This window comes from Enterobacter sp. LU1, assembly GCF_008271405.2.
GTDB classification, from domain to species: Bacteria; Pseudomonadota; Gammaproteobacteria; order Enterobacterales; family Enterobacteriaceae; genus Enterobacter; species Enterobacter hormaechei_C.
Map to the genome: position 1 here is coordinate 1,806,433 of NZ_CP043438.2, position 23,913 is coordinate 1,830,345.

The following is a 23,913-nucleotide window of genomic DNA, read 5'->3' on the forward strand; positions in this document are numbered from 1 at the left end:
TACCGGCGACGGCCACGATGGCGACAATCAACATGATGATGGTCGTTTTTCTCATTTAAGCCCCCGGCGCGGCGTAACCGCCAAGGAAAAACCAGCCTAAAAACACCACCGCTGTGATAAAAATAACCACCGGAAAGAGGATCCCTATTCTCATGCCATCACCTGTTTGAGTTTGTATAAGGCCGTAGAGTGTACGGTTTTAATCTAACGCGACAAAGCCTGTTTTGCTTTTTCCTTTTTTATCCTGATACATCGCGAGGTCTGCGGTGCGCAGGGCGCTATCTTCATCCGTGCTGTGAGGATCAACAATAACGACGCCAAGGCTTGCGCCGGGATAAAGAATAGTGGCATTGCCCAACCCGTATTCGCCCGCAATAAGACCATTGAGGCGGGTTTTGATTGCGTTGACCTCTGTACTGGCGTCGCCATCATCGCTGTGACTCAGGCTGGCAACCAGAAATTCATCGCCGCCGAGCCGGCCAATAATCTCATCCTGCGTTTGCTCGTGAGTCAGCCGCTTGCCAACCTGTACGAGGAAGCGATCGCCCGCCTCATGCCCGTACTGGTCATTGATTCGCTTGAAATCATCGAGGTCAATAAAGGCCATCATGACCCTGCGGTTAAGATGGCGCGCCAGTGAGAACAGGGTGGTAAGGTTTTCAAAAATGGCGCGACGATTCGGCAGGCCGGTGAGGGCGTCGGTGTAAGAGTGAGCAATGAGCGCCGCATTTGCTTCGCGAAGCTGAAGCACAAGCGACTCTTTCTGAATGTACTGACCAATTAAACCGGCAAAGAGTCTGATTACCTGCTCGCCACGCTCGCTGAACTGTTTCTGTGCGGTGCTGGCAGCGCAAAGCGTGCCATACAGAGAACCGTCAGCCAGGTGAACCGGCACGCTCATATAGGTTGTAATGCCCAGTGCTTTGGCCGCTTCACACTCCGGCCAGCGGTCGGGCACCTCGTTACTGAACAACGTGTCGCTGTCGATGGCGCGCTTACACAGTGTTTCGTCCCAGGGCACGCTGAACCCTTCCGGGATCTGCATTTGCTTGCTGTTACGGGCATATAAAATGTGCTGCAAACGCGCATTGATATCGACTTTCGTCAGGTAGGTTGATTCCATATCCGTCACAATTTCCAGCATTTCCAGTAGCTGACGCACCAGACTGTCGAGAGATTGCTCAGTGGAGAGGGTTTCTGAAACACGGGCAAGAATGATATCTGACATGAGGCAGGATGACTCCCATGCAGAAGACCTCTGTATCTGCATGTTATGCTGAAAATATAGACTCCGGTCATAGTAAAACATGAACAGGATTAATTTTATAGATTCTTCTGAAGGCAGATGAGGGGAAGACTAAAAAAAGCCCCGATGTTGAGATCGGGGCAAAACATCTTGATTACGGAATGATGTTCTCTGGTCAGTGTGAGAACAGGCATCACTATAAGGGGGAATCGTGCAGGTTTAATGGAGAAATCATGGAGAAAACGGCGATGACCCGTTACTCTGACATTTTTACACCCTGAAGGATCATGATAATGAAATATCTTCTCCTGGCGCTGGTTTTACCGCTGGCCGCCTGCTCAACAAAGACAACCCCTCCTGATGCGCCTCAACCGCCGCACGCTATTGGTATGGCAAACCCGGCGTCAGTGTACTGTCTGGAGAAAGGGGGAGAGCAAATCCCTGTTCAAAGCCCGCAGGGCGTACGTACCGAGTGCAAATTGCCAGACGGGGAAGTGATCGATGAATGGGATCTCTACCGCCGCGATCACCCGCAACCGACCAGATGACAACGGCAATAAAACTGCGATACACTTCTCTTTAGGATTATTCTTAGCCAGTTTCTGGCAGTACGTTTGCGAGAAGAAGTATGTTTCAGTTAAAACCGGGCAGCATGGCGATGATCGTGGGTGCGCGTACGGCGGCAGGCCGTCGAAATATCGGTAAATCCGTCGAGCTGTTTGGACTTTGTCAGCCGGGCCAGCGTTTTGTGAACCCGGTTAACGGCGTCATGACGCAATTACCCGCCACGTCAGCGCGTGCGCTGTGGCTGGTCACCGGTGATGTTTACGCCTTTGATAATCAGCACGGTTTTGCGTTTGTTCGCCCGGAACATCTGATGCCGCTTACTCCCGACGAGATGCCACACAACGTGGATGAGCTGGCGATCGGTTAATCACAGTTTACGCAGCCAGTCCGCCAGTACCTGCGCGTGATTCTGCTCCGTATTTTTCGCCCCATAGAGTAGCGTCACGGTCTGCTGTTTGGCGAGAGCCGCCAGGCGTTTGCCTTCATCCGGATGCTGCGCCAGCTCTTTACGATAGGCTTCACTGAACGCGGTGAAATCTATCGTTTCACTGTGAAAGGCTTTTCGCAGTTCGCTGGACGGCGTTAGCGCTTTACACCACTCATCACAGGCGAGGTCGGTCTTTTTTATCCCGCGCGGCCAGAGTCTGTCGACCAGGATCCGGTAACCGTCTTTTGAGGTCGCCTGCTCATACACGCGTTTACATTGAATCATGGGTCCTCCTCATTTCCTTACGACGTTCTGCAAGAACACTATAGCACCCGGCTTTTATCCACCCAATTTAAGGTATTGTGATAATTGCAAAAGATCGGTAGTCTGAGGTTCCTTATGTTATCTGAAAATCCTCCGGCATAAGGAATCTCTGATGGAACTCTCCCCGGTTAAAACGACGCTGCGCATTGCGCTGGTTGGTGATTACAATCCCGATGTTATTGCGCACCAGGCGATCCCGCTGGCGATTGACGACGCCGCTGCGGTTCTGGAGCTCACCGCTGATTATGACTGGCTCGCCACGCCTGAGCTGACCAGCCCCGAAGACCTGGTCGGGTACGATGCCATCTGGCTGGTACCGGCAAGCCCGTATAAAAACACCGAGGCGGCGTTTATTGCGGCCCGTTACGCGCGTGAGAACAGCATCCCCTTTCTCGGCACCTGCGGCGGGTTCCAGCATGCGCTGATTGAGTATGCGCGTAATGTACTGGGCTGGCACGATGCAGGCCATGCCGAAACCGACACCGAGGGAAGGATGGTAATTGCGCCGCTGACCTGCTCGCTGGTGGAAAAAACCGACGCGATCGAGCTGCGGAATAACACGCTGATTGCTAAAGCGTATGGCAAGCCGGAAATTCAGGAGGGGTATCACTGCAATTACGGCGTCTCACCTGAGTTTGCCGACCAGCTTGAGCGGGGCGACATGCGCGTAACGGGCTGGGACGAGCAGGGCGAGATCCGAGCGGCAGAGCTGGTAACCCATCCTTTCTTTGTCCTCACCCTGTTCCAGCATGAGCGGGCCGCGCTACAAGGGCGCCCGGTCGTGCTGGTACAGGCCATGATGCGGGCGGCGCAGGGTTAAAAAAAGCAGACCTCCGGGTCTGCCTTGAATGTCAGCGGGGTGTGATCTCCCGGTCACGCCCGGCAAGCATACCGCATAACGCCATCACCACCGCGGCCAGCGCGCAGGCGAGCAGCGGAATGCGCCAGTCTCCGGCGGTATCATGAATTTTCCCCATCAGCGGTGGGCCACATGCCGCCAGAAGATAGCCAATCGACTGTGCCATGCCGGAGAGCGCCGCGGCCTGATGGGCCGAGCTGGCGCGCAGCCCGATAAACGTCAGGCCGAGGATCATGGTGGCGCCGGATCCAAAGCCAAACACCAGCGTCCAGACGACGGCCAGCCCCGGCGCGAACCAGAACCCGGCCGCGCTGACGGCGCACATCAGGGCGACTAGCCCGGCAATGCCACGCTGATCGTTAAGACGGTGCAGGATCAGCGGAATGGCGAGACCGGGAACCGCGGTTGCCAGCTGGAGAAGCCCGTGCATGGAGCCAGCCTGCGTTTCGCTGTAGCCATGGCTAAGCAAAATCGCGGGTAACCAGCCGATAATGACGTAGTAAATCAGCGAGTTAATGCCCAGAAAAAGCGTCACCTGCCAGGCGAGCGCCGAGCGCCAGATAGCCCGATTGTGCAGCGCGCCCGCTCCGGTCAGGGTGGCGGCCGGCTTCTGGCGCCATTGCGGTAACCACAGCAGCAGCGCCACCAGCGGGAAGAACATCAGCATCAACAGCGCCCCGTGCCAGCCACCACTCCCCAGCGACAGCGGGACGATCAGCGCCGACCCTGCGGCAGCAGCGGCTCCCATCGTCAGCGAATAAGCCCCCGTCAGTTTTGCGACCTGGCCCGGAAAATCACGTTTGATTAAGCCAGGTAACAGGACATTGCCCAGCGCAATCCCACAGCCTACGATCGCCGTACCGATAAACAGCAGCGAGGCCGACGGCAGCGAACGTACGCCAATCCCGATGCAAATCAGCAGCAGAGCGATAAAAAGGCTGCGCTCCATGCCCAGGCGCCGGGCGACGCCTGCGGCAAGGGGAGAGATAAAGGCGAAGGCCAGCAGAGGCAGCGTCGTGAGCAGGCCGGTTTGCGCCGTGCTTAAGCCATAGTCCTGTCGGATGGTATCGAGCAGGGGGGCGACACCGGTAAAGGTGACGCGCAGCGTCGTGGCAATCATCAGGATGCCTGCAATCAGCAGCGCACCCTGTTTCCCGGAAGGTTGAATAGCAGTAGTCATTATTGTCTCTTACGTTCAGGCGAGCGCATACCATACCGATTTAAGTCGTGGTTGAAATCAGGCTAAAATGACAGTTTATCGCTAATATCGGACAACTTTATGTACGGACTGGGGCTCGATGGCTACGATCCCGATAGCCAGCACGACGCGGCGGTGGCCTTTCGCATCCGCGTGGTGGCACAGGAACAATATATTCCGCTGCATCAGCACCGCAAAGGGCAGCTGATTATGGCGCTGGGGGGAGCGATCACCTGTGAAGTGGAGAACGCGATGCTGATGGTGCCGCCCCAGTATGCGGTGTGGATCCCGGGACAAACGCCGCACAGCAACAAGGCGACGCCCGGCGCGCAGCTCTGTCTGCTGTTTATTGAACCCGGTGCGCTCGAATTGCCGACGCGTACCTGTACGCTGAAAATATCGCCCCTGGTGCGGGAGCTGGTGCTGGCGCTTGCGGACAGGTCACGGGAGGAACTGCCTCTTCCCGCTACCGGAAGGCTGGTTGACGTCCTGTTTGATGAACTGCCCCTGCAACCGCAGGAGCATCTACAGCTGCCGGTATCTCCGCATCCAAAAATTCGCCTGATGAGTGAGACCATGGCAAACGAACCTGCCGCCTGGCAGACGCTGGCGCAGTGGGCCAGCCACTTTGCCATGAGCGAACGCAATCTGGCGCGGCTGGTGGTGAAAGAGACTGGCTTGAGCTTTCGCCGCTGGCGGCACCAGCTCCAGCTGATTGTCGCATTGCAGTTTTTGATCGGCGGAAAGTCGGTTCAGCAGGCGGCGCAGGCGCTGGGGTATGACTCCACCACCGCCTTCATCACCATGTTTAAGAAAGGACTGGGACAGACGCCCGCCCGCTATATCGCCAGCCTGACTACGACTTCCCGATAAACAGCGAAACCAGTCCGGCAGCAATCAGCGGGCCAACCGGCACGCCACGAAACAGCGCCACGCCTAACACGGTGCCCACCAGCAGCCCGGCCACCAGTGAAGGCTGGCTGCTCATCAGCGTCACGCCGCGCCCGCCAAGCCATGAGACAAAAACGCCCACCGCAATCGCCACCAGCGATTTCCAGTTTACAAAGGAGTGCAGCAGCGTTGAGGCCGGTAGCGTTCCGCTGGCAATCGGGGCCATCACGCCGATGGTCAAAATAATGATCCCGATGGTAAGCCCCTGTTTTTCTATCCACGGGAAGAAGGTATTCAATGGTGTGACGCGAACGATGATCAGGACCAGAATGGAAATCGCGACGGTGGTGTTGTGGCTGACAAAACCCAGAGCAGCCAGGGCCAAAAGTATGAGCAGTGTAGGGTCGAACATGACGGGATCCTTGCCAAAAATAGTAAGCCTGCTTACTTTACGCGCAAACGCGACGGCAGGCAGGCTTTACTGAAAAAATTGTCTATTTTTGGGCACTTGCCTGACGTTAGTCCACCAGCTGCTGGATAAGTGGACTTCCTTCGCGGATAAACACCGGGATGGTTTCCAGCGCCGCAGGCACCCGGATATGCTCCCCACCGGCGTAGCGCTCACCGTTGAGAGCGACCCAGCTATTGCCCGTCGGCAGCCAGACATCGCGCTCACGCTGACCGGCCTGCATAACCGGCGCCACCAGCAGATCTTCGCCAAACAGATACTGATCTTCACACGTCCAGCTCTGCTTATCCTGCGGATAGTGCCAGAACAGCGGACGCATGAGAGGGTCTCCGTGCAGATGAGCCTGCTGGTACAACGCGTCAATATAGGGGCGCAGGGTTTCGCGCACGGTAAGCCAGTGCTGCATGATGGCGTAATTCTCTTCTCCGTAACTCCACAGCTCATTAGGCGAACCGCTGTTACACTGAGGAATGCCGTCACGGTAGCGCTCCGGGGGCTGGATCTGCGGTTCGCGATAGCCGTGCATGCGCAGAACCGGTGTAAACACCGCCCACTGGAACCAACGGATCAGCAATTCGTGGAACGCCGGGTCGTTAACGTTCCCTCCCTGGAAGCCACCGATATCGGTTGTCCACCATGGGATCCCCGCCAGCCCCATATTCAGTCCCGCGGCGAGTTGATTGCGAAAAGCATGGAACGAGGAGTGGACATCACCCGACCACGCCAGCACGCCGAAGCGCTGGCTGCCTGCCCAGGCACAGCGTACCAGGTTAACAATGTCGGTTTCACCATTTGCCTGGAGCCCATCGTAAAAGCCCTGCGCAAAGTCACGCGGGTAGCGATTGCCCACTTCCAGCACCGGACCGGCGTGGTAGCGATAGTTGTCAAAATCATAGGCTCGGTATTCCGGTTCGGCTTCGTCCAGCCAGAACAGCTTAATGCCCATGTCGTAGTAATTTTTCTTCACCGTATCCCAGACGAATTTCCGCGCCTCAGGATGGGTCGCATCAAAGAAGGTTGTATTGCCCATAAAATCGAGGTTGACCTGCACGCCACGTTCACTGCTGACCAGCCAGCCTTTGGCTTTCATCAGCGGGTAGAGAGGGCTGCGCGCCTCTACCGTTGGCCACACCGACACCATCAGCGCAATACCCATTTCGCGCAGCTCGTCGACCATCCCTTCAGGATCGGGCCAGTCTACGGGGTCGAAGCACCAGGTGCCCTGATTCGGCCAGTGGAAAAAGTCGATGACCATCACCGATAGCGGCAGATTACGGCGGCGATACTCCCGCGCAACCTCCAGCACCTCCTGCTGGGTGCGGTAGCGTAATTTGCACTGCCACAGCCCGCTGATAAACGCCGGGGCGGAGGGCGGAGTGCCGGTGGCTTTCACATACTGGCGGGTGATATCCGCCACCGTGTCGGCGGCGGTGATCCAGTAGTCCATTTCTCCTGTGACGCGGGCGCGCCATTCCGTCTGATTTTTTGCAAAGCTGGCTTCACCAATCGCCGGGTTGTTCCACAGCAGGCCATAGCCAAGGCTGGACTGCATAAAGGGCACGCTGGCCTGGGAGTTGCGCTGCGCCAGTTCCAGCGTACAGCCTTTCAGATCCAGCCACGGCTGTTGATACTGACCCATGCCATAGATGCGTTCATCCGGACGCGATTCAAACCGGACGGTGAGCTGATATTTCCCCCCCATTAGCGGCTTAAATTCGCGGCCATCCAGCTTCAGGGCGCTGACATATTTATCCTGGCTCTTCTCGCTGGCACCGATACCCACCGTTGAACGCTGGCGCCACATCTCTTCCAGCAGCAGTTCGCCGCGCTGATTGTAGAAGGCCAGCTGACCTTTAAGGTTCAGCGTCGCGGTAATATTGCCGTTGCGCAGCGTCAGGCTTTCCGCTTCGGCGACAATCTCAGCCTGGCAAGGGGCGGCGGGCAACAGTGCCTGTAAGGCGTCATCAAAAGTCGGGGAGCAGGTGGCCCTGACGCGCAGGCTGTTTTCACCCCACGGTTCAATACGCAGGATCTGGCGTTCAAAACGCCATTCGATACTGTTGGAATGTTGGATCAGCTCACTCATGGAAAACGCGTCCTTCTAAACAGGGTGTTTGGCAAGATGGATGGATTGCATTGTGCTGTCGTCGAGCTTGTACCAGCGCAGCGTGGCAAACGCGCAGAGTGACAAGACGCCAGGCACGACGGTGAAGAGGGCGATGATGCAGTACATGGCCGTGGTGGTCTGTTCCGGGGCGTTGGCGACATAGCCGCTTAAGCCCAGCGTCCAGCCAACAATCGCGCCGCTGATCGCCATTCCCAGCTTGAGTACGGCGAGGAAGGTGGAGAAGATCACGCCGTCCATGCGTTTCCCCTGTTTCCATTCGCCGTAATCGGCGACGTCCGCCATCATTACCCACATCAGCGTGGTGGTGGCCTGGTAAAGGGTGGAGACGATAAACGTCATGGGCACCAGAATAAGCACTGACTTAGGCGCAAAGAACAGGGCGATGCTGAGTACCCCCGCCAGTACGGAACAGTATCCAAACATCTGCACTTTGCTGACGTTCTGCGTCAGACGTTTGGCCAGCGCACTGCCTGCGGCTTTCCCGAGAATATGCGCCCCGAGCATCCACATAAAATAGCTTGCGCTACCGAGATAATAAGTGACGAAATACATCATTGCGCCAAGGCGAATAACGCCAAAACCAATGTTGGTTAATACCAGGACGGCGACAACCCGCCATTGGTCGTTTCGTAATAAATCCCGCAGTTCCGCAAGATAATTATTGTGGGTAGCGGGAGCCTTAATACGTTCACGCGTATTGGCGAAGCAGATCCAGAACATGATGACCGCGATGGTCGCCATAATGGCCATCGCCCAGCGGTAGCCCAGTAATTTATCATCGCCGCCTAAAAACTCTGCGAGCGGCATCATAAAGAATGTCGACAGCGCGCCACCCAGCGTGGCCAGGAAAAAACGATAGGACTGGAGGGAAATTCGCGCATCGTTGTCGGGCGTGATCACCGCGCCCATGGAGCAATAGGGAATATTGATTGCGGTGTACATCAGCATCATCAGGGTATAGCTGACGGTGGCGAAAATCATTTTACCGTGCAGATCGAGCGACGCCGGCACGGCGTAGGTCAGCAGACAACTTGCGCCAAAGGGCAGCGCCAGCCACAGCATCCAGGGGCGGAATTTGCCCCAGCGCGTGCGCGTCCTGTCTGCGATATAGCCCATCGCCGGGTCTATTATGGCATCGGCGGTTCTCGCCAGAAGAAACATGGTGCCCACGAATGCGGCAGGTAGCCCCACCACGTCCGTATAGTAAAACGTCAGAAAAATAATGACGTTATCCAGCCCAATATGGCTCGCCATATCGCCTAACCCATAACTGATCTTTTCTTTACGGGTAATTATTTCGGTCATTGTATTCACCTTGCCAGTGTAAGGTTTATTTTTGAGGTGCTCCGTAAACAAGGTTAACCATGATGAAAAGGTTAACAATTGCGAGATCTGGCATCGGGGTTACGTAAATTTCTTTTCGTGATACCGGTAACAAATAAAGTATTTAAACAGTGACTTTATACGGTGGAGGATAGGTAACAGCGAATCGTTTCAGCGAAAAAATAGTCATTTTACGGACGCGTCATTGTCATTTAACTGTCATTGTGCGGGGGTAAAAAAGAGGCAAATGGGCAAAGCAGAGGGCATCATGAACGATCCTATGTTTGTCGAAACGCTGATTATCTCCTCATCGTTTTTTATTATCGCGATTATTTTGATTGCTTCCGTGCTGCTGCTGGAAAACGGCTGACCGTTAGCCAGCCGCTGTATTTATTGTTTACGGAACGTCACCAGTTCAGGACGGGCGATACGCAGATAGTCCTGGGTATCCATAATCACCGACTTTTCCAGCAGGCCAGCGTTAAAGGCGATCTCGTCGAAGCGCTCAAACAGCAGCGGATCGGCGACCAGCTTCAGATCCGGGTGAAAGCTGAAGGGGGGAATGGCGCCGAAAACGCAGCCGGTAAGCGCATCCACTTCAGCCGGACTGGCGAGCGAGGCCTTTAGCCCACCGAAATGACTGGCCAGCAGGCTCAGATCGGCCTGCCGATCGGCGGCGAGGATTGCCAGAATATGTTTCTTAACACCTTTGCCTTTTACCTTGCAGACCAGTGCTTTTGCACCCTGTCGGAGATCGGTCCCGCGAATTTCACTGACCGCTTCGCATTTCCCAACGGCCTCATGCGCCACCACGCGAAAGCGCGCCTCCTGCTCGGTTAATAAGCTGATTAGCCGCTGATGGGTCGTCGTCCCGATCACGTCATCAGACATAACGATTTCACCTGTGATTTGCCAATACGTAGCTTGTTACATTAGCACGGGACGAAGAGGGCGGAAAGAAAACAGCCAGCGGGTGCGCTGGCTGTTGGGTCATGCGTTGCTGGTGGACGACTGTTTCTGGAACAGTTCCCGGAAGACCGGGTAGATGTCATCCTGGTCACGAATGTGCTGCATCGCAAAGTTATCGAACATCGCTTGCAGATGCTCATACTCACGCCACAGCGTCTGGTGGGCGCGACGGGTAATTTCAATGTAGCTGTAGTAACGCACCACCGGCAGGATCTTCTTCGCCAGAATTTCATGACACAGCGGCGAGTCATCCGCCCAGTTATCGCCATCCGATGCCTGCGCGGCGTAGATATTCCACTGCGCCGGATCGTAGCGCTCCTTCACCACCTCGTCCATCAGCTTCAGGGCGCTCGACACAATGGTGCCGCCGGTCTCCTGCGAGTAGAAGAACTCATGTTCATCCACCTCTTTCGCCTGAGTGTGATGGCGGATGTAGACCACCTCCACGTTCTTATACGTTCTGCTCAGGAACAGATAGAGCAGAATATAAAAACGCTTAGCCATATCCTTGGTGGCCTGATCCATTGAACCTGATACGTCCATCAGGCAGAACATCACCGCCTGACTGGAAGGCTCCGGCCGTTTTTCGTAGTTCTTGTAGCGCAGGTCGAACGTGTCGATAAACGGCACCCGGTCGATCTTCGCCCGCAGTTCGGCGATCTCTTTTCGCAGGCGCTCCTCTTCCAGCAGTTGTGCCGGCTCCGTGTTTTCCACCACTTTCAGGCTGGTTTCCAGCTCGCGCAGTTCGCGCCGTTTGCCTGCCGTCATCGCCGTGCGTCGCGCCAGCGAGTTTTGCAGTGAACGCACCACGCTGATGTTGGCGGGCACCCCGTTTGCGGTATAACCCGCGCGGTGGGTTTTGTATTCGTTGAGCTGACGGTGCTGATTCTTTCTCAGATTCGGCAGGGCCAGATCCTCAAACAGCAGGTCGAGATATTCGTCTTTTGAAATCTGAAAGACGAACTCGTCCTGGCCTTCACCGTCCTGGCTGGCCTGCCCCTGACCGCTGCCAGAACCGCCGCCTCCGCCTTGGGGCCGCTCGATTCTGTCATTCTGGACGAAGTGGTCATTACCTGGGTGCACGCGATGGCGAAGGCCGCCACGCCCCTGATGAAACATCGGTTCGCTGATGTCATCGTTGGGGATGGAGACGGATTCGCCGCTGTCGACGTCGGTCACCGAGCGTTTGTTGATGGCCTCGGAGATCGACTGTTTAATTTGCGCTTTATAACGGCGCAAGAAGCGCTGGCGATTCACCGTGCTCTTGTTTTTGCCGTTAAGACGCCGGTCAATAAACCAGGTCATATATCCCCCGTACTGCATTTGCCAACTTGCAGCGTCCGTAAGTACCGGACATTTTGTTGGCCCGGTAAGCGCGTTACCGGGCACTTGTTTTAAGACGATTTACGCACGCGCAGATACCATTCACAGAGCAGGCGGACCTGTTTGCGGGTATAGCCTTTTTCCATCATACGGTCGACAAAATCGTCGTGCTTTTTCTGCTCGTCGGTTGAGGTTTTGGCGTTGAACGAGATGACCGGCAACAGCTCTTCCGTGTTAGAGAACATTTTCTTCTCTATAACCGTGCGCAGTTTTTCGTAGCTGGTCCAGTTCGGATTGCGGCCGTTGTTATGCGCTCTGGCGCGCAGCACGAAGTTCACAATCTCGTTTCGGAAGTCTTTCGGGTTGCTGATCCCGGCTGGTTTCTCGATTTTTTCAAGTTCCGCGTTCAGGGATTCACGGTCAAACAGCTGGCCGGTATCCGGGTCGCGATACTCCTGATCCTGGATCCAGAAGTCAGCGTAGGTGACGTACCGGTCGAAGATGTTCTGGCCGTATTCGGAATAGGATTCCAAGTAGGCGGTCTGGATCTCTTTGCCGATAAACTCGGCGTATTTCGGGATCAGGTAGCCTTTCAGGAACTCCAGGTAGCGTTCAGCCTGCTCCTGTGGGAACTGTTCACGTTCAATTTGCTGTTCCAGCACGTAGAACAGATGTACCGGGTTGGCGGCCACCTCCGCGTGGTCGAAGTTAAAGACGCGGGAGAGGATCTTAAACGCGAAACGCGTCGACAGACCGTTCATCCCTTCGTCGACCCCGGCGTAATCGCGGTATTCCTGGTACGATTTCGCTTTCGGGTCGGTATCCTTCAGGCTTTCGCCGTCATACACGCGCATTTTTGAGTAGATGCTGGAATTTTCCGGCTCTTTCAGGCGCGACAGGATCGAGAAGCGCGACAGCGTTTCCAGCGTTCCCGGTGCGCAAGGGGCATGAACCAGCTCACTGTGGTTGAGCAGTTTTTCGTAAATCTTGATCTCCTCGGAGATCCGCAGGCAATAAGGCACTTTGACGATGTACACGCGGTCAAGGAACGCCTCATTGTTTTTGTTGTTACGGAAGGTCACCCATTCAGATTCGTTAGAGTGGGCAAGGATAATCCCGTTAAACGGCAGGGCGGAAATACCTTCCGTCCCGTTGTAGTTCCCCTCCTGGGTGGCGGTCAGCAGCGGATGCAGCACTTTGATCGGTGCTTTAAACATCTCGACAAATTCCATAATCCCCTGGTTGGCGCGGCACAGCGCACCGGAATAACCGTAGGCATCCGGGTCGTTTTGCGCGTGATGCTCCAGCTTACGGATATCGACTTTACCCACCAGCGCCGAGATATCCTGGTTGTTCTCGTCACCGGGTTCAGTTTTGGCAATGGCGATCTGCTCGAGGATAGACGGCCACACTTTCACGACGCGGAATTTGGTGATGTCCCCGCCAAACTCGTGCAGACGTTTTGCCGCCCATGGCGACATGATCGTACCGAGATAGCGATGCGGAATGCCAAACTCTTTTTCCAGAATTTGCGCATCCTCTTGCGGATTAAACAGGCACAGCGGATGGTCATTGACCGGGCTGCGCTCGCCGTTGGCGCTCAGCACATAGATCGGCACGCGCTGCATCAGCGCTTTCAGCCGTTCAGCCAGGGAGGATTTACCCCCACCGACAGGACCCAGCAGGTAAAGGATCTGTTTCTTCTCTTCCAGCCCCTGAGCGGCATGCTTCAGGTAGGAGACGATCTGCTCAATGGCATCTTCCATGCCATAGAACTCTTCAAACGCCGGGTATCGGGCGACCACCCGATTCGAAAAGAGACGGGAAAGCCGTGGCTCCAGGGCAGTATCAACCATGTTTGGCTCACCAATAGCCATCAATAGCCGTTCTGCCGCATTGGCATAGGCACTGCGATCTTGCCGACAAATGGTAAGAAACTCCTGCAGTGTGAACTCTTCGTCCTTGGCAGCTTCGTAGCGCTGGCGATAGTGATCGAATATATTCATGGCATGCCGTCCTTTCGTTTTTTAGCACAGGATAAGAGCCGTTCGTATGAGTAGTGGAGGCTCCCGGAAGAGAATTTTTCGCACCTCACTGCCAGAGCAGCAACCTGTGTGCCAGGTCGAAGGCTATGAACCGCAGGGTGTTCAGCAAAACCTCTTCTTAAATTAAAGCGTAGATGGCAATTGCAAAACTTGCATACGGATAAAATCTACTTTCAATGACATATCAATAACTCATCCAAAAATTTCCACTGCGGTTATAAGCGAAAAGCGGGTTTTTCATTTATCGGTCACATAAATGAAAGCGGGATGTCATCTGAAAAATGAAAAATAACGGGTTAATCAAACGGATTAGCGCGCAAAAAATTTTGGGATGTACGGGAATGGCGGTTACACTTCACCCGCTGATTATTTGACTACAGGAAAGAATGGATTGTGACCAAACTCAAACTTCTGGCATTGGGCATCCTTGCCGCTACCGCAGCGAGCACCGTACAGGCTGAGAGCCAGTGGACTGTTGGCGCGGGTGCTGGCGTGATTAACAGCCCGTACAAGCAGTATGACCGCGACGTTTATCCTGTCCCCGTTGTCACCTATGAAGGCGATAACTTCTGGTTCCGTGGGTTGGGCGGTGGCTACTATCTGTGGAACGATACGGCCGATAAGCTCTCCATCATGGCCTATTACGATCCAACGCACTTTAAACCAGGCGACAGCGACAGCAATGCGCTTCGTCAGCTGGACAAACGCAGAAGCTCACTGATGGCGGGGCTTTCTTACGTCCATAATACCGAGTATGGCTTCCTGCGCACTGCGCTGGCGGGCGATACCCTGGACAACAGCAACGGCTTCATCTGGGATCTGGCGTGGCTTTATCGCTATACCAACGGCGCAGTGACGCTGACGCCGGGTATCGGTGTGCAGTACAGCAGCGAGAATTACAACGACTACTACTATGGCGTGTCTAAAGCGGAGTCTCGCCGCAGTGGTCTGAAGAGCTACAGCGCGGATGATGGCTGGGACCCGTACCTGGAACTCACCGCCTCGTATAACTTCCTCGGTGACTGGAATGTGTACGGTACTGGCCGTTACATTCGTCTGAGCGATGAAGTGAAAGACAGCCCGATGGTCGACAAGTCCTGGTCTGGCATCTTCTCCGTGGGTGTGACCTACAAGTTCTGACCAGAACGTGATGCATTAAAACGGGGCGCTAGCGCCCCGTTTGTTTTTTATGATGCCTGAACAATATTAGCGCTTCACAATCTTGATCGTCTGGCCTAAGCGGGACGGTTTTTCTTCGCTGGTTTTCTGCGGCGCGGTCACGCACGCGGTTTCCACGCACACGAAGGTCTTGTAACCGTCATCCGGGATATCCGCCATGCTGACGGAAAGGGCAGGGCCCGGGTTCCAGCCCACCACGTTGCTGTGGTGGTGATGAACCACATCAATACCGCGGTTCAGCGCGCTGTCGTGGATGACGCTACAGGCTTCCGGGTGCAGATACACGCGGTCGGTACGATCCGGGAAAGTCTGCACGCCGTCGTCCAGCTTGCCTTCTTTCGCGTTATCCACTTTGTCGATAAAGGTATCGCCAAGTCCGCTCACCTTAACGGCCTGAATGTCGCCTACGTTGAAATAGGTGTGCAGGGCGGATGTTGTTTCGAATTCGCCGTGCGCTTCCAGTTCAATTTCGCAGGTTTTACCCAGCTTGAAGCGGGCATACAGGGTAAACTCGTGTGGCCACAGGGCACGCGTTTCATCATTCGCCTGGAGTTCAAAGGTCAACACCGCACCGTTTTCATCTTCATTGTGGGCTTTCAGCGTCCACTGCTGGTTACGGGCGAAACCGTGTGAGGGTAAACCCTGCTGCGCTGACGGGCCAAACCATGGCCAGCAGATCGGTACGCCGCCGCGGATCGCCGCCCCTTTTTTGAACGAGGTGGCCTCGCTCAGCCACAGGCCTTCTTCTTCACCTTCTGGTTTCCAGGAGAGCAGGTGGGCGCCATTGAGCGCTACGGAGGCTTTAACGCGCGGATGATCAACGACGATGATATCGGCACCGTCGATCTGACGGCGGGAGAGCACAGGGGTAAGTTGTTCGACTACCGGAAGTGCAAAAATTTTATTAATCATTAAGCAATCCTCTGTCTAAAAACAATAAAAAAGGCGACCGAAGTCGCCTTTTAGGATCAAGCACTCATCTCAACTTATTTGGAGATGTGAGCGATCAGGTCCAGTACTTTGTTAGAGTAGCCAGTTTCGTTGTCGTACCAGGAAACCAGTTTCACGAAGTTGTCGTTCAGTGCGATACCTGCTTTAGCATCGAACACGGAAGTGCACACTTCGCCGTTGAAATCGGTAGATACAACGTCGTCTTCGGTATAACCCAGAACGCCTTTCATTGGGCCTTCGGAAGCAGCTTTGATTGCTTTCTTAATTTCTTCATAAGAAGCAGCTTTTTCCAGACGAACGGTCAGGTCAACAACGGATACGTTAGGAGTTGGAACGCGGAACGCCATACCAGTCAGTTTGCCATTCAGTTCTGGCAGTACTTTACCTACTGCTTTAGCAGCACCGGTAGAAGATGGGATGATGTTCTGAGCCGCGCCACGGCCGCCGCGCCAGTCTTTGTGAGACGGGCCATCAACGGTTTTCTGAGTAGCGGTGGTTGCGTGAACGGTAGTCATCAGACCTTCGATGATGCCGAAGTTGTCGTTGATAACTTTAGCCAGCGGTGCCAGGCAGTTGGTGGTGCAGGATGCGTTGGAAACGATGTCCTGGCCAGCGTAAGTTTCGAAGTTTGCACCGCGAACGAACATTGGGGTGTTGTCTTTGGAAGGACCAGTCAGAACAACTTTCTTCGCACCCGCAGTGATGTGTTTACGTGCAGTTTCGTCGGTCAGGAAGATACCGGTAGCTTCAGCTACAACGTCAACACCGATTTCGTTCCATTTCAGGTTAGCTGGGTCTTTCTCAGCAGTAACGCGGATGGTTTTGCCATTAACAACCAGGTGGCCGTCTTTCACTTCAACGGTGCCGTCGAAACGACCGTGAGTTGAGTCGTACTTCAGCATGTACGCCATGTATTCAGCGTCCAGGAGATCGTTGATACCAACGATTTCGATGTCAGAACGTTTCTGAGCAGCACGGAAAACAATACGGCCGATACGGCCAAAACCGTTGATACCTACTTTGATAGTCATATATTCCACCAGCTATTTGTTAGTGAATAAAAGGTTGCCTGTAAAATTACAAAAACCTTACGCAGCGTCAAGCGGAATCGTGTCAATCATTGCGACAAATCAATCCTGTGACTAACGTTTGTGCGACTGACTCGCCTCACTTTCCCTTTGAGCTAGCAACCACATGGGGGCTGCGCCCGGAATTTTAAAGGCCTCGCAGGATTAAAATGTGAAATTGATCACAATTGCCTGACCGCCTTTTCGCGACACATAAGTTTAGAACAAAAGTGCACGCGCGGGTGTTAATGTTTTGTTAGAATCTGGGTTAAAAGATGTCTGTTTCAACAGCGAGATGTAAGCATATGTCGAACCAACGTAACCCCGACGATTTGAAAAAAAACCTTACAGAGATGCAGTTTTACGTGACGCAAAATCACGGCACAGAACCGCCGTTTTCCGGGCGTTTGCTGCACAATAAACGGGAAGGCGTCTACCACTGCCTGGTGTGTGATGCACCGCTGTTTAACTCCCAGACGAAGTACGATTCTGGCTGCGGCTGGCCGAGCTTTTACGAGCCTGTCAGCGATGATGCGATCCGCTACCTGACGGACACCTCGCACGGCATGGTGCGCACCGAAATTCGCTGCGGGAATTGTGACGCCCATCTCGGGCATGTCTTCCTGGATGGCCCGCAGCCGACGGGGGAGCGTTTCTGCGTAAATTCGGCTTCCATGAGCTTTACCGATGATGAAAACGGCGACCAGACCAAGGGTTGAAAAAACGATTCAGCAAATTATTCCTTTGAAAGGGAGAGATCATGAATATTGATGACATGATTGCAGGTATGACCCCGGAGGTTTATCAGCGTCTGGTAACGGCCGTTGAGCTGGGAAAATGGCCGGACGGTGTGGCGCTCACACCTGAGCAAAAAGAGAACAGTTTGCAGCTGGTGATGCTGTGGCAGGCGCGTCACAATACCGACGCCCAGCACATGACTATCGACACTAACGGTCAGATGGTGATGAAAAGCAAGCGCGAGCTGAAAGAAGAGTTCGGCATCGCGCCGAAGCCGATTGCGACCTTCAAATAAAGCTCCCATGTAGGCCGGGTAAGCGCTAGCGCCACCCGGCACACTACATCTTAGTGCGGGATCCCAAGCGACTCCGCCAGCTGTTTCGCGAGCTGGTTTTCGTCGTCAGCACCGTACTCCCAGAACATGGCGCCAGCCAGACCTTTCTCCTTAATGTAATCCGCTTTGATCGCCACGGAGCGCGGGTTCTCATAGGAAATCGCAAACAGCGCCTTCCCGTCGGCGGATTTCACCGACAGCCACGGCACCTTCGCCTGTTCGTCCCAGTGCTCGGTAAAGCGTTTCTGCGGATCGTTCAGCAGCTTGCGGACGATATCGTTGTATTTCACATAGGTATCTTTGGTCAGATCATAGCCAAGCGATTTGAACAGGCCCAGTTCCTGCGGCCCGAAGTAGGGCTGCGTCACCGGATTGTTCTGCGCGTCCGATTTGCTCCAGTCGATACCCGGTTCAACGGCGCGCTTCGGCACGCGCCCATAGAAACCAATTCCGAGGTTCATCTGCTGCGGCTTCAGCCCGGCGGCCAGATAGTTATTCACCACAAAATCGACGCTGTATTTGTCTGCGGCAGCCACCGTTGGCCAGGCGCTGGAGACATACAGATTCGCGTTAAAATACTGAGTACCGTACGCCATGTCGTAGGTCATCAGGTTGATGTAATCGAGCAGGGGGGCAATGGCTTTCACATCCACCCAGCTTTTCGGACTTTCCGCATTCGCGCCCACCGCAATCGTGACCAGCTTTTTCTTACCAAACGCGTCACGCATCTCTTTTAACAGCGCGGTGAAATTATCCCGGTCGGCAGGGGTGCTCTCGACCAGTCCCCACGCGCCGTTGACCGGATATTCCCAGTCCAGGTCGATCCCGTCCAGGCCGTATTTACTGACGATCTCCTGCGCGGAGCGAATAAATACCGCGCGACTCTCTTTGGTTGCCGCTGCGCCAGAAAAACCACGCGCGCCCCAGCCGCCAACGGAAAGCAGGACTTTCAGGTTCGGGTTTTGTTTACGAAGCTGAGGAAGTAACGCCAGATCGGATGCCACCTTAGGTGATAACCAGATTTGATGCAGTTTTGCCGGATCTTTCAGCGCGGCGTTGGTTTCGTCTTTCTCGTTGTTATAGACCAGACCAAACGAGTAGTTGAGGTGGGTGATCTGGCGGACGTCGAGTTTATTAATATCGCCACCCGGTCCGGCGGTAACATCGCCACCCCCATTGAAGTAACCCACGGACATCAGGGGCGCGGCGGAAGCCAGTGACGCGCAAAGCAAGGGTAATGCTGCCAGCAAGGGCAAACGTTTCATATAATTTCCTCTTTGACTGAATAAAAATAACCACGCCACAGAAAAGGCGTGGCGAAAAAACAGCCTGAAGAGAATAGCATCGCCGTTTCGCTTGTGATGCGAGGGAGTTCACTTTATGGGGATTGGGGAAGAAATGCCGGGTGGCGCTGACGCTTACCCGGTCTACAAAACCAGAGAAAGTAGGCCGGGTAAGGCTAAGCCGTCACCCGGCTAAAAAGCTTACGCCTGCGTCTCCATCCAGTCAGCCAGCGTATACAGCGTTGCGCCTTCTGCGGCCATATCCATAAACGCCTGAGCGCTGTCATGCGGCTGAATATTCACCCCGCGACAGCCGTCGGTGATGACATTCACGGTATAGCCCAACTGGAGCGCATCCAGCACGGTGAACTTCACGCAGTAATCCGTCGCCAGGCCCAGCACAATCAGCTCGGTGATCTCATGGTGGCGCAACCACGCGTCCAGCGCCGTCTTCTGACGATGACCGTTATCAAAGAACGCGCTGTAGCTGTCGATGGTTGGGTTTTCACCTTTGTGGAACACCGCGTCGATGGCCTTCTGGTTCAGCAGCGGATGCAGCTCAGCGCCTTCCGTCTGCTGCACGCAGTGATCGGGCCAGAAGGTTTGCGCCAGCCCGTCCAGTTCGCCCTGGCTGTAAGGCTCAACGTTGTGCTGGCTGGCAAAGCTGCCGTGGTTTGCCGGATGCCAGTCCTGACTCGCCACCACCGCTTCACCACGAGCTTTACACCACTCAATCAGCGAATTCGCGACGTCTACGGTGCTGTCGCCTTCCGCGACGGCCAGCGCACCGCCCGCACAGAAATCATTTTGCAAATCGACCAGTAACAGGGCGCGTTGCTTCATGGGACCTCCTTATTCGTCCGGCGTCAGTTCACCGCGCAGGTTTTGCATCATGGCGCGGCGAATGGAATCAATATCCAGATCCTGACTCAGTAAATAGTGAAGTTTAGTCAGCGTTGCCTCAACGGTCATATCGAAACCACTGATCACCCCAGCGTGCGCCAGGGCATTACCGGTGGCGTAGCCGCCCATATTGACTTTGCCGGACATACACTGGGTGAGGTTGACCACCACAATCCCGCGATCGCTCGCCTCCTGAAGCTCTTTCAGGAATTCACCGTTCTGCGGGGCGTTACCCACACCATAGGAGCGCAGGATCAGCGCCTTCACCGGCTGGCGCAGGAAGTTGCGCACCACGTCGGCGGAAATACCCGGATAAATCGTCACCACGCCGATCGGCTGCGGGGTGATCGGGTGAACGATCAGTTCGCCTGCGGTATTTGGCGCGGGCGGCGTGCCCAGACGACGGATATGGATCCCCGCTTCCAGCAGCGGTTGCAGGTTAGGTGAGGCAAAAGCGTCAAAGCCATCGGCGTGCGCTTTAGTGGTACGGTTCCCGCGGTACAGCCGGTTGTTGAAGAACAGCGTTACCTCGTTGATCGGGTAATTAGCGGCCACGTACAGGGAGTTAAGCAGGTTGATCTGCCCGTCTGAACGCAGTTCCGCCAGCGGGATCTGCGAGCCGGTCACGATGACGGGCTTGCTCAGGTTCTCCAGCATGAAGGAGAGCGCCGAGGCGGTGAACGCCATGGTGTCGGTACCGTGCAGGATCACGAAGCCGTCATACTGGTCGTAATGGGCTTTAATATCGTCCGCAATATGCTGCCAGTCTTCCGGCGTCATGTCGGAGGAGTCCATCAGCGGCTCATATTCGTGGATGGTAAAGTCAGGCATTTCCGGACGGTGGAATTCAGGCATCAGCGCCAGCTGGCGCTGCAAGTGGCCGGAAACCGGGATATAGCCATTTTCTGAGCGCTGCATACCGATGGTACCGCCGGTATAGGCGACATAAATTGATTTCTTCTGCATGGTAATGAGTTCTTGTTCTTCAAAAGAAAAAATCCCCTCTTCACGGGAAGAGGGGACGGTTTTTAACGCACGTTCGCACAGGTCAGGCAAAACGCGTAGCGGCTTTGTGGATCATTAAAGGCTGCAAGCTTGTCGCTCTCCGCTTTCATGGCTTTCGCCGCGGTCGCCACCGGCGCCGGCAGATAAGCCTGAAGCGCGTCCGGCAGCATGGCACGAACGGAGCCGGACATGCTGTCCATGACCATATCGAAGAACGTTGGTTCGTCCTGATAATAGTCCACGTGCCACTGCTTGAGCTTCGCCAGCTCCGCCGCTTTCTTCACGGCGTCGTCGAAGTCACCCAGGCTGTCTACCAGGCCGTTGCTCTTCGCGTCCTGGCCGGTCCAGACGTGGCCCTGAGCGATCTGGTCAATCTGATCGGGCGTCTTTTTACGGGAGTCCGCAACAAGCGTGATGAAACGTTTATAGCCACTCTCAATGCTGAGCTGCATCATCTCAGACACCTCAGGCGGCAGGGATTTGGTAACGGACACATCCGCCAGCGGCGAGGTGGAGACGCCGTCGGTGTGGACGCCGAGATAATCCAGGCTGTTCTCTACGGTGTTGATCACGCCGAAGATGCCAATCGAGCCGGTCAGCGTGCTTGGGTTAGCCACAATGTAGTTGGCTGGCGTCGAGATCCAGTAGCCCCCGGAAGCCGCCATGCCGCCCATCGAGACCACTACCGGCTTGCCTGCGGCGCGCGCGGCGGCCAGTTCAGCACGGATCACTTCAGAGGCGCTGACGCTGCCTCCAGGGCTGTTCACCCGCAGGACAATCGCCTTCACTTTCGGATCCAGGCGCGCATCGCGGATCTGCGACGCGGTGGTTTCCCCGCCGACGTTCCCCGGCGTTTCTTCGCCGTCCATAATGGCCCCGTTAGCAAACACCACGGCGATGCTGTCACCGCTGTCGTCCGGCTTTTTCGCGGCGTAGTCATACATGCTGATGGCGCTGTAGTTTTTATCCTCTTTACTCCAGCCGAACTGTTTGGTCAGCGCTTTTTCAATTTCAGCGCTGGAACCCAGCTGATCGACCAGTTTGTTATCAAGCGCGTATTTCGCTGTATCGCCGTCCACCTTGCGCAGGCCGTCCAGCACGCCGCGCGCGCCCGGGAAGACCTGCTCAGCGGTAATCTGACGGTTAGCGGCAATGGTGCCGAGGTAGTTCTGCCACAGCTCGCCAATCCAGCGGCTGTCCGCTTCACGGGCGGCAGGGGACATATCATCGCGGATAAACGGCTCCACGGCGGATTTATAGGTCCCGACGCGGAAGACGTGGGTAGTGACCTTCAGCTTATCGAGCAGCGATTTGTAGTACAGACCGTTAGTGGCGAAGCCATGCAGATCGACCGTGCCCTGTGGCGAAAGCCAGATCTTATTGGCAAAGCTCGCCAGATAATATTGTCCCTGGGTGTAGCTGTCGCCAATGGCAATAACCGGTTTACCGCTGTCGCGGAATTCGCGCAGCGCCTTACCGATGTACTGCATTGACGGCTGATCGGCGCCGGCAAAATCTTTCAGGTCCAGCACGATACCGGTAATGTTACGATCGTCTTTAGCCTGACGGATGGTGTCGACGATATCAAACAGGGAGTTTTCCTGAAGACGGTCTGACGTTGCGCCGAACAGCTGGCGACCAATCACGCCCAGACGGTTGCTGGTCGATGGCTTATCAACAATCACCCCGGTGATATCGAGTAACAGCGCGCCGCGCGTCGAATGCTGCGACTGGTTTGCGTTGCTGATATGCATCCAGATACCTGCGCATACCAGGACCAGGAAGATGAAGAAGATGTTCATCACCAGGTTGCGGACGAAGTTGAGCAGTCGCCACGTCCATTTAAAGAAACCGGCAAAGATTCGCCAAAGGGTTCGCATGTATTCTCCCTAACCAGAAAAGGACTGTTTCCGTCGCCACGGGACGGTAATGTGCGGTTATCGTAATGACCCAACCGCCACTTGTCAGCAGGAATCGCCTGCCACGCTGTAACAAATTCTGCTGTCGTGTTAATTTTGTGAGTAAATTTCATGAAAGGAGTTAACCAATGGACGCACTTGAACTGCTTGTTAACCGTCGTAGCGCTTCCCGCCTGGCCGAACCGGCACCCGTCGGCGAGCAGCTGGAAAACATTCTGCGTGCCGGAATGCGTGCGCCGGACCATGGCACATTGCAGCCGTGGCACTTCTTTATCATTGAAGGCGAAGGGCGCGACCGCTTCAGCCAGCTGCTGGAGCAGGGGGCTGTTGCCGCAGGCCAGGATGAGAAGGGGATTGATAAAGCCCGCAGTGCGCCATTCCGCGCGCCGATGATCATCGCTGTCGTGGCGAAATGTCAGGCCGACCATAAGGTGCCGGTCTGGGAGCAGGAAATGTCCGCAGGCTGCGCGGTAATGGCGATGCAAATGGCCGCCGTCGCGCAGGGCTTCAATGGCATCTGGCGCACCGGACCGCTGACCGAGAGTTCGGTCGTGCGTGATGGCTTTGCCTGTGGTGAGCACGATAAAATTGTCGGCTTCCTCTATCTTGGCACCCCGCAGCTTAAAGCCTCCAGCACCATCAGCGTGCCAGACACCACGCCTTTCGTCAGCCGTTTCTGATAAGCCGCGCTAAACTGTCTGGATTCTGAGCATCCGCCGCAGAATTCAGACAGTCATACTTACCTCTTTATGGAATGAGCGCTAC

25 protein-coding genes are annotated in these 23,913 nt (G+C 55.2%); 9 read left to right on the plus strand and 16 right to left on the minus strand.

What is annotated here, in order from left to right; all coding sequences use genetic code 11:
* Window positions 1-55: 55 nt before the first annotated feature.
* Window positions 56-154, minus strand: a complete 99-nt coding sequence (locus FZF21_RS08660; protein WP_015570793.1) for a YoaK family small membrane protein — start codon at window positions 152-154, stop codon at window positions 56-58.
* Window positions 155-199: 45 nt separating this feature from the next.
* Window positions 200-1,228, minus strand: coding sequence for a sensor domain-containing diguanylate cyclase (locus FZF21_RS08665; protein ID WP_045141474.1), 1,029 nt, complete (start codon window positions 1,226-1,228; stop codon window positions 200-202).
* 311 nt (window positions 1,229-1,539) lie between these two features.
* Between FZF21_RS08665 and FZF21_RS08670 the strand changes: the two genes are divergently transcribed.
* Complete coding sequence (locus tag FZF21_RS08670) at window positions 1,540-1,794, plus strand: DUF333 domain-containing protein (protein WP_045341642.1); 255 nt, start codon at window positions 1,540-1,542, stop codon at window positions 1,792-1,794.
* Between the two features lie 80 nt (window positions 1,795-1,874).
* Window positions 1,875-2,180, plus strand: coding sequence for a hypothetical protein (locus FZF21_RS08675; protein WP_015570790.1), 306 nt, complete (start codon window positions 1,875-1,877; stop codon window positions 2,178-2,180).
* Here the strand turns inward: FZF21_RS08675 and FZF21_RS08680 are convergent, their stop codons facing one another.
* Window positions 2,181-2,525 carry a DUF488 domain-containing protein gene (locus tag FZF21_RS08680; RefSeq protein WP_015570789.1) on the minus strand — a complete coding sequence of 115 codons (345 nt, stop codon included), beginning with the start codon at window positions 2,523-2,525 and terminating at the stop codon, window positions 2,181-2,183.
* A 151-nt stretch (window positions 2,526-2,676) separates the two neighbouring features.
* On the opposite strand from FZF21_RS08680, the gene FZF21_RS08685 reads away from it, so the two are divergent.
* Entirely contained in the window at window positions 2,677-3,384 is a 708-nt protein-coding gene (locus FZF21_RS08685) for a CTP synthase (protein ID WP_023296323.1), read from the plus strand.
* A gap of 31 nt (window positions 3,385-3,415) precedes the next feature.
* On the opposite strand, the gene FZF21_RS08690 is transcribed toward FZF21_RS08685, so the two are convergent.
* Window positions 3,416-4,603, minus strand: coding sequence for a CynX/NimT family MFS transporter (locus FZF21_RS08690; RefSeq protein ID WP_017384696.1), 1,188 nt, complete (start codon window positions 4,601-4,603; stop codon window positions 3,416-3,418).
* A 99-nt stretch (window positions 4,604-4,702) separates the two neighbouring features.
* On the opposite strand from FZF21_RS08690, the gene FZF21_RS08695 reads away from it, so the two are divergent.
* Entirely contained in the window at window positions 4,703-5,494 is a 792-nt protein-coding gene (locus FZF21_RS08695; protein WP_017384695.1) for a helix-turn-helix transcriptional regulator, read from the plus strand.
* Here the strand turns inward: FZF21_RS08695 and FZF21_RS08700 are convergent.
* From FZF21_RS08700 to FZF21_RS08710, 3 genes are all read right to left on the minus strand, one after another.
* The gene (locus FZF21_RS08700; RefSeq protein WP_003857881.1) at window positions 5,478-5,924 is read right to left on the minus strand and encodes a DUF441 domain-containing protein; all 447 of its coding nucleotides are present in this window, start codon (window positions 5,922-5,924) and stop codon (window positions 5,478-5,480) included. The genes FZF21_RS08695 and FZF21_RS08700 overlap by 17 nt on opposite strands.
* Before the next feature lie 106 nt (window positions 5,925-6,030).
* Window positions 6,031-8,067, minus strand: coding sequence for a glycoside hydrolase family 31 protein (locus tag FZF21_RS08705; protein WP_063157896.1), 2,037 nt, complete (start codon window positions 8,065-8,067; stop codon window positions 6,031-6,033).
* Window positions 8,068-8,082: 15 nt separating this feature from the next.
* Complete coding sequence (locus FZF21_RS08710; RefSeq protein WP_015570785.1) at window positions 8,083-9,414, minus strand: glycoside-pentoside-hexuronide (GPH):cation symporter; 1,332 nt, start codon at window positions 9,412-9,414, stop codon at window positions 8,083-8,085.
* Between the two features lie 286 nt (window positions 9,415-9,700).
* On the opposite strand from FZF21_RS08710, the gene yoaI reads away from it, so the two are divergent.
* Window positions 9,701-9,802: a small membrane protein YoaI gene (gene yoaI, locus FZF21_RS22190; RefSeq protein ID WP_017384693.1), complete on the plus strand. Its 102-nt coding sequence runs from the start codon at window positions 9,701-9,703 to the stop codon at window positions 9,800-9,802.
* Window positions 9,803-9,822: 20 nt separating this feature from the next.
* Here the strand turns inward: yoaI and FZF21_RS08715 are convergent, their stop codons facing one another.
* The 3 genes from FZF21_RS08715 to yeaG form a co-directional block, all read right to left on the minus strand.
* Complete coding sequence (locus tag FZF21_RS08715) at window positions 9,823-10,323, minus strand: YbaK/prolyl-tRNA synthetase associated domain-containing protein (protein ID WP_047737687.1); 501 nt, start codon at window positions 10,321-10,323, stop codon at window positions 9,823-9,825.
* A gap of 99 nt (window positions 10,324-10,422) precedes the next feature.
* On the minus strand, window positions 10,423-11,706 hold the full coding sequence (locus FZF21_RS08720) for a YeaH/YhbH family protein (RefSeq protein WP_017384692.1): 1,284 nt from the start codon (window positions 11,704-11,706) through the stop codon (window positions 10,423-10,425).
* Between the two features lie 89 nt (window positions 11,707-11,795).
* On the minus strand, window positions 11,796-13,730 hold the full coding sequence (gene yeaG / locus FZF21_RS08725) for a protein kinase YeaG (protein WP_006809140.1): 1,935 nt from the start codon (window positions 13,728-13,730) through the stop codon (window positions 11,796-11,798).
* A gap of 432 nt (window positions 13,731-14,162) precedes the next feature.
* Between yeaG and FZF21_RS08730 the strand changes: the two genes are divergently transcribed.
* Window positions 14,163-14,909, plus strand: coding sequence for a MipA/OmpV family protein (locus tag FZF21_RS08730; RefSeq protein WP_017384691.1), 747 nt, complete (start codon window positions 14,163-14,165; stop codon window positions 14,907-14,909).
* A gap of 66 nt (window positions 14,910-14,975) precedes the next feature.
* On the opposite strand, the gene FZF21_RS08735 is transcribed toward FZF21_RS08730, so the two are convergent.
* Window positions 14,976-15,860: a D-hexose-6-phosphate mutarotase gene (locus FZF21_RS08735; protein WP_032104146.1), complete on the minus strand. Its 885-nt coding sequence runs from the start codon at window positions 15,858-15,860 to the stop codon at window positions 14,976-14,978.
* Window positions 15,861-15,934: 74 nt separating this feature from the next.
* The gene (gene gapA / locus FZF21_RS08740) at window positions 15,935-16,930 is read right to left on the minus strand and encodes a glyceraldehyde-3-phosphate dehydrogenase (protein WP_006809136.1); all 996 of its coding nucleotides are present in this window, start codon (window positions 16,928-16,930) and stop codon (window positions 15,935-15,937) included.
* Window positions 16,931-17,271: 341 nt separating this feature from the next.
* Between gapA and msrB the strand changes: the two genes are divergently transcribed.
* Window positions 17,272-17,685, plus strand: coding sequence for a peptide-methionine (R)-S-oxide reductase MsrB (msrB, locus tag FZF21_RS08745; RefSeq protein ID WP_045329655.1), 414 nt, complete (start codon window positions 17,272-17,274; stop codon window positions 17,683-17,685).
* A gap of 41 nt (window positions 17,686-17,726) precedes the next feature.
* Entirely contained in the window at window positions 17,727-17,999 is a 273-nt protein-coding gene (locus tag FZF21_RS08750) for a YeaC family protein (RefSeq protein WP_017384688.1), read from the plus strand.
* A gap of 50 nt (window positions 18,000-18,049) precedes the next feature.
* Here FZF21_RS08750 and FZF21_RS08755 read toward each other — a convergent pair whose 3' ends face one another.
* The 4 genes from FZF21_RS08755 to sppA all read right to left on the minus strand — a co-directional run bounded on the left by FZF21_RS08755 (window position 18,050) and on the right by sppA (window position 23,109).
* A complete protein-coding gene (locus FZF21_RS08755; RefSeq protein WP_047737684.1) occupies window positions 18,050-19,303 on the minus strand; it encodes a glycoside hydrolase family 18 protein in 1,254 nt (417 codons plus the stop codon).
* A gap of 219 nt (window positions 19,304-19,522) precedes the next feature.
* A complete protein-coding gene (gene pncA / locus FZF21_RS08760; protein ID WP_017384686.1) occupies window positions 19,523-20,164 on the minus strand; it encodes a bifunctional nicotinamidase/pyrazinamidase in 642 nt (213 codons plus the stop codon).
* 9 nt (window positions 20,165-20,173) lie between these two features.
* The gene (gene ansA / locus FZF21_RS08765; protein ID WP_023303507.1) at window positions 20,174-21,190 is read right to left on the minus strand and encodes an asparaginase; all 1,017 of its coding nucleotides are present in this window, start codon (window positions 21,188-21,190) and stop codon (window positions 20,174-20,176) included.
* Between the two features lie 62 nt (window positions 21,191-21,252).
* Window positions 21,253-23,109, minus strand: a complete 1,857-nt coding sequence (sppA, locus tag FZF21_RS08770) for a signal peptide peptidase SppA (RefSeq protein WP_047737678.1) — start codon at window positions 23,107-23,109, stop codon at window positions 21,253-21,255.
* Window positions 23,110-23,276: 167 nt separating this feature from the next.
* Here sppA and FZF21_RS08775 point away from each other — a divergent pair, with 167 nt between their 5' ends.
* Complete coding sequence (locus FZF21_RS08775) at window positions 23,277-23,828, plus strand: NAD(P)H nitroreductase (protein WP_023296329.1); 552 nt, start codon at window positions 23,277-23,279, stop codon at window positions 23,826-23,828.
* Window positions 23,829-23,913 lie beyond the last annotated feature (85 nt).

Excerpts from the sequence above, each read along its gene's own strand:
- FZF21_RS08720 (WP_017384692.1), bottom strand. The coding sequence starts at position 11,706 with ATGACCTGGTTTATTGACCGGCGTCTTAACGGCAAAAACAAGAGCACG.
- gapA (WP_006809136.1), bottom strand. The coding sequence starts at position 16,930 with ATGACTATCAAAGTAGGTATCAACGGTTTTGGCCGTATCGGCCGTATT.
- FZF21_RS08710 (WP_015570785.1), bottom strand. The coding sequence starts at position 9,414 with ATGACCGAAATAATTACCCGTAAAGAAAAGATCAGTTATGGGTTAGGC.
- FZF21_RS08700 (WP_003857881.1), bottom strand. The coding sequence starts at position 5,924 with ATGTTCGACCCTACACTGCTCATACTTTTGGCCCTGGCTGCTCTGGGT.
- FZF21_RS08665 (WP_045141474.1), bottom strand. The coding sequence starts at position 1,228 with ATGTCAGATATCATTCTTGCCCGTGTTTCAGAAACCCTCTCCACTGAG.
- sppA (WP_047737678.1), bottom strand. The coding sequence starts at position 23,109 with ATGCGAACCCTTTGGCGAATCTTTGCCGGTTTCTTTAAATGGACGTGG.
- FZF21_RS08670 (WP_045341642.1), top strand. The coding sequence starts at position 1,540 with ATGAAATATCTTCTCCTGGCGCTGGTTTTACCGCTGGCCGCCTGCTCA.
- yeaG (WP_006809140.1), bottom strand. The coding sequence starts at position 13,730 with ATGAATATATTCGATCACTATCGCCAGCGCTACGAAGCTGCCAAGGAC.
- FZF21_RS08675 (WP_015570790.1), top strand. The coding sequence starts at position 1,875 with ATGTTTCAGTTAAAACCGGGCAGCATGGCGATGATCGTGGGTGCGCGT.
- FZF21_RS08685 (WP_023296323.1), top strand. The coding sequence starts at position 2,677 with ATGGAACTCTCCCCGGTTAAAACGACGCTGCGCATTGCGCTGGTTGGT.
- FZF21_RS08690 (WP_017384696.1), bottom strand. The coding sequence starts at position 4,603 with ATGACTACTGCTATTCAACCTTCCGGGAAACAGGGTGCGCTGCTGATT.
- FZF21_RS08715 (WP_047737687.1), bottom strand. The coding sequence starts at position 10,323 with ATGTCTGATGACGTGATCGGGACGACGACCCATCAGCGGCTAATCAGC.
- FZF21_RS08755 (WP_047737684.1), bottom strand. The coding sequence starts at position 19,303 with ATGAAACGTTTGCCCTTGCTGGCAGCATTACCCTTGCTTTGCGCGTCA.
- ansA (WP_023303507.1), bottom strand. The coding sequence starts at position 21,190 with ATGCAGAAGAAATCAATTTATGTCGCCTATACCGGCGGTACCATCGGT.
- FZF21_RS08680 (WP_015570789.1), bottom strand. The coding sequence starts at position 2,525 with ATGATTCAATGTAAACGCGTGTATGAGCAGGCGACCTCAAAAGACGGT.
- FZF21_RS08735 (WP_032104146.1), bottom strand. The coding sequence starts at position 15,860 with ATGATTAATAAAATTTTTGCACTTCCGGTAGTCGAACAACTTACCCCT.
- FZF21_RS08775 (WP_023296329.1), top strand. The coding sequence starts at position 23,277 with ATGGACGCACTTGAACTGCTTGTTAACCGTCGTAGCGCTTCCCGCCTG.
- msrB (WP_045329655.1), top strand. The coding sequence starts at position 17,272 with ATGTCGAACCAACGTAACCCCGACGATTTGAAAAAAAACCTTACAGAG.
- FZF21_RS08705 (WP_063157896.1), bottom strand. The coding sequence starts at position 8,067 with ATGAGTGAGCTGATCCAACATTCCAACAGTATCGAATGGCGTTTTGAA.
- FZF21_RS08750 (WP_017384688.1), top strand. The coding sequence starts at position 17,727 with ATGAATATTGATGACATGATTGCAGGTATGACCCCGGAGGTTTATCAG.
- FZF21_RS08695 (WP_017384695.1), top strand. The coding sequence starts at position 4,703 with ATGTACGGACTGGGGCTCGATGGCTACGATCCCGATAGCCAGCACGAC.
- yoaI (WP_017384693.1), top strand. The coding sequence starts at position 9,701 with ATGAACGATCCTATGTTTGTCGAAACGCTGATTATCTCCTCATCGTTT.
- pncA (WP_017384686.1), bottom strand. The coding sequence starts at position 20,164 with ATGAAGCAACGCGCCCTGTTACTGGTCGATTTGCAAAATGATTTCTGT.
- FZF21_RS08660 (WP_015570793.1), bottom strand. The coding sequence starts at position 154 with ATGAGAATAGGGATCCTCTTTCCGGTGGTTATTTTTATCACAGCGGTG.